General features: G+C 50.4%; 7 protein-coding genes and 1 pseudogene. 4 read left to right on the plus strand and 4 right to left on the minus strand.

Features of this window, described 5'->3' with window-relative positions; all coding sequences use genetic code 11:
• Nucleotides 1-326, plus strand: a 326-nt coding sequence (locus tag ACKTSF_RS13950) for a zinc ribbon domain-containing protein (RefSeq protein ID WP_407890198.1), incomplete at its 5' end; no start/stop codon positions are given.
• 257 nt (nt 327-583) lie between these two features.
• Nucleotides 584-2,302 carry a phosphoenolpyruvate carboxykinase (ATP) gene (locus tag ACKTSF_RS13955; protein WP_407890200.1) on the plus strand — a complete coding sequence of 573 codons (1,719 nt, stop codon included), beginning with the start codon at nt 584-586 and terminating at the stop codon, nt 2,300-2,302.
• A gap of 570 nt (nt 2,303-2,872) precedes the next feature.
• On the opposite strand, the gene ACKTSF_RS13960 is transcribed toward ACKTSF_RS13955, so the two are convergent.
• The 3 genes from ACKTSF_RS13960 to ACKTSF_RS13970 are packed head-to-tail and all read right to left on the minus strand — an operon-like array spanning nt 2,873 to nt 5,475.
• A complete protein-coding gene (locus tag ACKTSF_RS13960) occupies nt 2,873-3,538 on the minus strand; it encodes an electron transfer flavoprotein subunit alpha/FixB family protein (protein ID WP_407890202.1) in 666 nt (221 codons plus the stop codon).
• Between the two features lie 13 nt (nt 3,539-3,551).
• The gene (locus ACKTSF_RS13965; protein ID WP_407890204.1) at nt 3,552-4,343 is read right to left on the minus strand and encodes an electron transfer flavoprotein subunit beta/FixA family protein; all 792 of its coding nucleotides are present in this window, start codon (nt 4,341-4,343) and stop codon (nt 3,552-3,554) included.
• 10 nt (nt 4,344-4,353) lie between these two features.
• Nucleotides 4,354-5,475: an acyl-CoA dehydrogenase family protein gene (locus tag ACKTSF_RS13970; RefSeq protein WP_407890206.1), complete on the minus strand. Its 1,122-nt coding sequence runs from the start codon at nt 5,473-5,475 to the stop codon at nt 4,354-4,356.
• A 215-nt stretch (nt 5,476-5,690) separates the two neighbouring features.
• Between ACKTSF_RS13970 and ACKTSF_RS13975 the strand changes: the two genes are divergently transcribed.
• Nucleotides 5,691-6,722: an aldose epimerase family protein gene (locus tag ACKTSF_RS13975; protein ID WP_407890208.1), complete on the plus strand. Its 1,032-nt coding sequence runs from the start codon at nt 5,691-5,693 to the stop codon at nt 6,720-6,722.
• A 459-nt stretch (nt 6,723-7,181) separates the two neighbouring features.
• Here the strand turns inward: ACKTSF_RS13975 and ACKTSF_RS13980 are convergent.
• Nucleotides 7,182-7,441: pseudogene (locus tag ACKTSF_RS13980) on the minus strand (transposase).
• Nucleotides 7,442-7,536: 95 nt separating this feature from the next.
• On the opposite strand from ACKTSF_RS13980, the gene ACKTSF_RS13985 reads away from it, so the two are divergent.
• Nucleotides 7,537-7,900: helix-turn-helix domain-containing protein (locus tag ACKTSF_RS13985; protein WP_407890210.1), on the plus strand; the 364-nt coding region annotated here is incomplete at its 3' end.

Genomic DNA, 7,900 nt, shown 5'->3' on the forward strand with positions numbered 1-7,900 from the left:
ACACCGATGACTTACCGAAAACCTTGCGTAACAGTCATCGTTCCTGGGCCTTTTTCCAACTGGAAGCATTCCTAACGTATAAAGCGCAAGCGGTTCAGAGTATCGTCGTGAAGGTATCACCAGCATACACCTCACAGCGCTGTCCAAAGTGTGGGCTGATTGAGAAGACCAATCGCCATCATGACACGCACGAGTATTGGTGTGTGCAGTGCCAATATCGTTGTAATGATGATCGCTTGGGCGCAATGAATATTGAGATGCTTGGACAGGAATGGTTGAGCGGTGTCAAACGACCCAAGATTAAAAAGCTAACGACTACCGGGTAAACCTGGTAGTTAAACGGGTAGCCGTCAATTACCCGACGATGTTGCCACTATGCGTAGGAGTACCTAACAGGTATATTGGACTACTGTGTCGCCAGACACGTGAGCGACAAGCCTCTGAATTCATTCAGGGGCAATTGACACCTTTTATGGTAAGTCAGCGGCGAGATGAATGCACTTAATATCTTGTAAAGTTGCTTCCCTCAACCCAACTTTTAGGCTAAACTAATGCTTAAGACATTTATGAAAGGGGCTTCACCATGCAGACACCAGCAGCAATTGATTTGGCTTCATTTTATGCAAATCCCGACCGCAACGTGGCGGTCTTGGACTACAACACCCGCTTTATTACCAGTATTTTTGACCTCGTTAACAGTGATGAACTGGCTGATTTTGTGCGCTTGTTCCTCGATGAACAGCGCGAGCATACACCCGAAGTTGCCGATCCAAGCACCACATTCAATCTGGTCACGCCACAGATCTATCTCGCAACGATCAAGGCGATTCTGACCGATCAGCCGGACGCTTTCGCACAGTATCAAAAGGCAGAAATTCTGGCCAGCATCGAAGACCTCTATTCGTATTACCGGACGTATTTGCGGGTCGCTACGATGACTATCAAGCAAAATGACGTGGTCGCCAGTGAATTTATGACCATCGACCAACGCTTCAACGATTTGGTGATCCGCCTATACCGGACCATTGAAGAAAAACTCCAAGGGCACGCTAACCACGTTTATCGGCAAGTCAGTGCTGGGTCCAGCGCCTGCATGTTGTTGCAACAACTCAAGTGGCCGATGCCCGCGGGTTACGAAAAGTTGCAGGACATTCGTTTTATTGATCGTTTAATGTTGCGACCACCGATGATGCTACATACTAAGAGTAACAAGCGTAAGGGAACGTTCACGGCGACTAAGGTCAACCCGCTGACGAACTTCAAGGGAACGGAAGATGACTACTACTGCTACCCAGCGATGATTGGGGAAAGTCTGGCCTACATCTACTTCCACCGCGATTACATGGCTTCTGGATTGGCGTTAGCCAACTTATTCCAGCTTGCTGATGTGAAGCAGGTTATCGATCATAAACCAGATCTGGTCTTGTTATTTGGGACACCAGGGGTTGCAAGCGATACCGATCCTGAGAATGGCCACTACTTCTATGACCAAGCCAATGACATCTATGTGGGCCAAGTGCCGTACAATGACCAGACCACTTACTTTGGCTACATGAAGAAAATGTGCCTGACGTTGCACAACCTGCACATGATTGCACAGAAACGTTTACCAATTCACGGGTCAATGATGCGAATTATTTTTGCCAATGGACAGACGAAGACCGTCGTTTTCTTCGGCGATTCCGGTGCCGGGAAATCCGAATCTATCGAGGCGCTGCAGCAGATTGCCGACGACAAGATTGTCAGTATGGAGACCATTTTCGATGACATGGGGAGCTTCACGCTGAAGGGCAAAGAACTCTACGCGCAAGGAACTGAGACCGGGGCATTCGTCCGGCTCGATGACTTGAGCAGTGAAGTGGCCTTTAACAACATGGACCGGGGAATTTATATGAATCCCGAACAGAAGAACGCGCGGGTCATCATTCCAGCCAACACGTGGCCACGTGTGGTTGCCCACCATCACATCGACATGTGGGTCTACGCCAACAACTATGACGATGCGGTGGGTGTTCACCGCTTCGCTGACCAAGAGACGGCTAAGGCGACCTTCGTTGCTGGTAAACGTAAGGCACTGGGCACCACCGATGAAGTGGGGATGAGCACCACGTTCTTCGCCAACCCATTCGGGCCGGTGCAGGAACAGGCTGCCACCCAGCCGATCATTGACGCCGTTTTTGACCGCTTATTTACGGACAACGTCTACGTCGGGGAAATCTACACGCATTTGGGCAATGACAAGTCGCAGGAAAAGCTCAACGAGTCTGCCCGGCAGTTGCTGGATGAATTGCTGAAATTGTAGTGTGTGGGAGCTGGCGGTTAGTTGGCGAGCATTAATAGCACTCAGGTAAAAATCCCGGTTTTGGATTTTGCCGGATTGGGGTTAAGCGCAACCTACTTCTGCTGGAGCACGTTTCAGCTATAGTTAAAGTATAGTTATACCGCAGTTTCAAAGTGAGAGGCTATTTCAGAATTAGCCTTACACTTACTACTAATGTAAAAAATACAGAAATAGTCTCATGTTTTTAGCGAAATAATTCCAATTATTTTCCAGATTGCAAAAAAGTTCCGGAACACCGACCACGTCAAATGGTTGGTGTTCCGGGACTTTTGTTGTCTTTCGCAAGGTAAATTTGGTTTGGGTACTGACAAGGTACCATTAATATTTTTGAGTAGTGGCCTTCGAAGTTAGCTGTGCTAGATTGGTGCAATTGGGCTAGTGGTCCGCGATTCGCTTAGTGTTGCCAATAAAAACAAAACTAGGCTAAGGCGGAGGCGGTTCAGTTCAACGATCCTAGCACTAAACAAAGCGTTAACAAAAGGTTGAAAGATGAAATGTTGGCATAACCCTCTACACAGTAGGAGCAGAGCCCTAAGTGGTGGCTGCACTGGCAGCACCACGACCTAAAGCAACCACGCGATTGGCGTCACCCACCGTGGTTGCCGTGTTGACAACGGGCACGGCGGCTTTGACCTGTAAGCGATCGACGGGGTGGAAGGTCACTGTATCCGTTGTGACTTCGGTGGTGCCACCTGCAGCTTCAGCTACGAAGGTGTTAGGCCGCACAGTTGCCATTTGGGGCCGGTGGTCGGGACAGATAATTTCACACATAATGTTGTCCCCATAGGATGGCTTGGTGGCGACTAAGGTGTCATCATCGAAACGCAAGTCCAGGCAGTCAGCGGTCAGCCCCGTCTGGAGTTTGGCCTGTAGCCGTGGCGCAATTGACCGACCGGTAATGGTAGCCCCGAAGAGAATGGTGTTGGGCTGGTACTTCTTGACCAGTTGTTCCAGGGCGTCGGCGTGTTCGGCATCCGTCGCGGTGGGGAAGCGGTCATCGCGCACGACGCGAATCTCATCTGGCCCGTAAGCTTTTAACTCGTCTTCCAAGTGATCGTTGGTGGCTTCCAGCAGGATTGCTACAGTGTGAAATTGTCCACCGGCAAGATGCTTGGCCTTGGTGATTAGTTGCTGAGTCGTGGGTTCGACGTGGTCTAAGCGGCGTTCCGCGATGACCCAAAGTTCTGGTTTTGACATAGCAGATTCCTCCTTAGATTAATTGACGACCCTTTAAGGCCTTGATCAGTTGACTGGCAGCTTCGGTTGGCGTCCCGGTCAGCGGCGTCAGTTCACGTTTTACTGGCTTGGGTGCGTAGACCTTGGTCACGATCGTTGGTGAGCCGGCTTGTCCCAGGCGAGAATCGTCTAGGTCAAGGTCGTCGTGGTGCCAAACGGTCAGGGGCTTTTCAAAACTGAGTTGGATGTTTCGGGGCGTGGGGTAACGCGGCGTGTTCAGCTCGCTACGGACGCTGACAACGGCCGGGAGTTGGGCGACCAAGGTCTGCTTGGTGTCTTCCAGCAGGCGTTCGGCGGTTACCTCGTTCTTACCACTCAAACGTAAGCTGGCGGCGTAGGTGATCTGCGGCTGGTGGAGAAATTCAGCGACGATGGGACCAACCTGACCGGTATCGGCATCGACGGCCTGACGACCGAAGAGGATGAGATCGGCGTCACCGATTTTTTTCAAAGCTTGGGCGATGACGTATCCGGTAGCCAAGGTATCGGCTCCAGCAAAGGCGCGATCGGAGAGAAGATAACCCTCATCAGCGCCCATGGCCATTCCTTCACGCAAGGATTCGGCGTAGTCGTCCGGGCCCATGGTGAGCAGGGCAACCTGAACATCATCGGTGGTGTCCTTCAAGTGCAAGGCCAATTCGATGGCGTTCTTGTCAAAAGGATTCATGACGCCGGCCAGACCGCGGCGATCCAAGTTATGGGTGACCGGGTCGATAGTCACGTCGTTAGTTTCAGGGACTTGTTTGAGACAGACGATAATTTTCATGGGAGACCTCCTATTTATTAAATTCGGCGGTAGCAATGGCGGACCGCATCTTTTCAACGGTTCCTTCGGCAATTTCCATTGCCCGGGCATCTCGAATCAGGTGCTCAACCGGGTATTCACGACTGTAACCGTAACCAGCTAGGATCTGTAAGGTGTCGTCACCAGCACTGACGGCGGCGCGTGAGCCGTGAGCCTTAGCCATAGCAGCTTCCTCACTATATGGTTGACCGGTGGCCTTTAACTGTGCAGCACGTTGGTACAACAGCTTCGTCGTCTCTTTACGCATGGCGATGTCGGCAACCTTACGATGGGTCACTTGGAGTTCGGTCAGGGGCTTGTCGCCAGCCTTACGTTCCTTGGCATAGTCGGTGGCAATCTTCAACTCGTGTTCCATGATGCCGGTTAGAACGGCACCCATTAAGACACGAGCATCATCGTGGGCAGAATCCCCGATGCGACCACCTTCACCGAGCTTACCCAGCAAGTGATCATCATCGACGACGATGTGGTCCATCACAATTTCACCGACTGGTGTGCCACGAAGACCGATGAAGTCTTCACGTTTCCCAAATGAGAAGCCAGGCATGTCCTGGTCGACAACGAAGACGGAGAGTTCCTTTGGTGCTGTCTTGACCAGCACGCAGTAGACTTGAGCGAGGCCACCGTTGGTAATCATAATCTTATCCCCGGTAATGACCCAGTGGTCGCCCTCGCGAGTGGCCGTTGAGCTGATTCCCATCGGATTGGAGCCGCCAGAGGCTTCGGTCATGGAAAAGGCGAAGATCCGGTCATTTGCGGTTGGCAGCAGTTGCTTTTGCAGAGCTGGCGTCCCAAATTTGAGAATCTGATCGATGGTCTTAAAGTGACCTTCGAGGGTAACCGCCGTGCTGGCATTGCCCCGGGCGATGTGGTTCAGAGCAGCGGCAGTGACTTCAGGGCCGAAGCCGGCACCGCCGAATTCTTGAGGTAGCATAATGCCGAGAAAACCGGTATCCGTCAATTTTTGCATAAAGCCGTCCGGAAAGTCACCCGCGGCGTCCATGGGCATATCCTCGGGACTGATTTCCCGGGCAGTATAGTTGTCGACCATTTGGAGCAGCAGCTTTTCAGCGGCAGCAGTTGTAGCTGGCATAGATAGTTCCTCCTTAAGCAAGCGTTATTTATTGTGCAAACGTGCACGATTCGAGGTAAGTATAGCGAATAATCAAACGATAAGTCCAGCAAAAGTATTAGACTTTCACAAGTGTTTCAAACGAGAAGATGGCGAAACTCGTCAATAAATAAATTGGTGCTGACCAGCTGATTATTATACAATGAAACCGGATTCTAAATTGGAGGAAAGCACATATGGAAATTACACAAGAAGTTGCTGGAACTATTGAAGATCAGCCCGTCACCAAGTACCTGTTAACCAATCAACAAGGGACACGGGTCGCCGTATTAACCTGGGGCGCCACGCTCCAAGAATTCAGTGTGGTCGAAGGCGATCGTCGCCAACAGTTAGTGGTTGGTGAATCGGACATCGCCGCATACGATCAGAACGGTTACTGCCTCTGCCAAGCATTAGGTCGGGTTGCTGGGCGAATTGCCGGCGCACAATTTGACCTTGATGGCCAAACGACTCACCTGGAGGCTAACAACGGTAAAAACGCCATTCATGGTGGCCCCCATGGTTTTAAGAATGTGAACTGGACCGGGACAACTAAGACGACTGATGAGACCGCCAGCGTATCGTTGACCCATACGGTGACGCCTGCCGAGGACCGCTATCCCGGAACGCTGACGACAACCATCACGTATACGTTGACGGCTGACAATCGCTTAGAGATTAGCTTCACCGGGACTAGCGATGCGGCTACCTTATTCAATCCCACGATTCACACTTACTTCAACGTGACCGATGATCAGCACAGCATTGACGACCAGTGGCTCCTATTGAGTGGCAACCGTCGTCTAGAGTTGAATGCTGAGAAAATTTCAACGGGCAAAAAACTCCCAACGGCTGGGACTGGATACGATTTCAGTCAGCCGCGGACGATTGCAGATGGTTTGACGCAGCTCAAACAAGCGGGTACAGTCGAGTACGACGATGCCTTTGAAGTGACGCCAAGTGCCACCACACCGATCGCTGCAATTGGCGATACCACGGGTCATCGCCGGGTTGCGCTCTATTCCGATCGGAACGCCCTCGTCGTCTTCACGGCCAATCCAACGGATAAGAAACGCGCGGAGGCTCGCGACTACAATGCGCTGGCCTTAGAGGCTCAGGCGTTACCGGATGCCATTCATCAAGCCGACTTCGGCGATATCGTGCTACCAGCAAATCAAACGGTCACACACAAGATTGCTTACCAATACTTGGCTGGCGGCAAGGGGTAGTCAAAGCACCAACGCCCGCGGTGGCTTGGGATTCCGCCGCTGTGGAGACCGGCCAAAGCCTGAGAAGCGGTCTATGGCCTCGCCTTGAAACCTCGCTTAAACCCGCGAGTTTCCAAGGTCGTCCCATGGCATAAGAACGGGGAAATTCCCCGTCCTAACGCCATCCCCAGCTGCCTCCAGCTGGAAGTATTCCTTTGATTTCCCTCAGGTCATAATTATTGATCAACTCTGGCCGTAAAGAGAAAATGATGAATTATTTCTGATTATGTCGGGGATAAATGGCCGCAACACCTCTAAAGAAAGCGCTAAGTTTACTTAGCAACTTGGTTAAACTTTTACCAGCAACGTGTCAAATCACAAGCGTTGCTGGTATAGTAGTGTTATTGAATTTAAGTTTAATACGAGTTAGGCAGAATTCCCTTATTTTCAAACAAGGGATGAATGCCATCATGCTTTTTGTTATTTTATGATATTGTTTTCCACGGTCTCCTTGCTCATGTCACCCAAGGTACTCATGAAGTAACTAGGAGACCAGAGATGCCCACTCCAAAATTTTTGGCTTTTATCTCGGGATGTCATTCAAAGAATAAGCGCGCTGCCCCTCCCTCTTTGGCATTGTAAACGCCTCGTGCCGGTACTTAGTGACCCAGACCAAGTGAAAAATGAAAGTTATGAATATAGCCTCGTTCGTGAATAGGACCTGCAATATTCTTGCTCATACGTTACCTTTATAAATATTATTATAAGCCGCTTTTCTATGAACCTAGCATACTCATATGATATGCTAGGTTCAAGCAAAAGGAGGTGGCAGGCTATGGCGAAAACGATGGCGCAATTACCCTATCATTACGGGGTTAAGGTCCGGGTTTTTCCTTCAACTGAACAGAAGCGTCTAATCAAGCGCAATAGTGATGCTAGTCGGTTTATTTACAACCAGATGAACGGGATGAACAATGAGCTATTCTGGTTAAAGCAAGTAAAGATTCCCATCACAATTGTCTTGGACCGAATAGCTGATTTGACGGAGCGTCTGAAGAAACCGTCAACTGCGATCTCTAATAGTCATGGTTGGCTAAACCATCCAGATTTTGACAGCCTGATGAAGGCCAATGCTATCAAAAATTACAAGACGGCCTGGAAGTTATTCCACCAAGTTCATCAGGCAGGGACTCCCAAGT

This window comes from Levilactobacillus muriae (assembly GCF_045862015.1).
In the GTDB taxonomy this organism is placed as follows: Bacteria; Bacillota; Bacilli; order Lactobacillales; family Lactobacillaceae; genus Levilactobacillus; species Levilactobacillus muriae.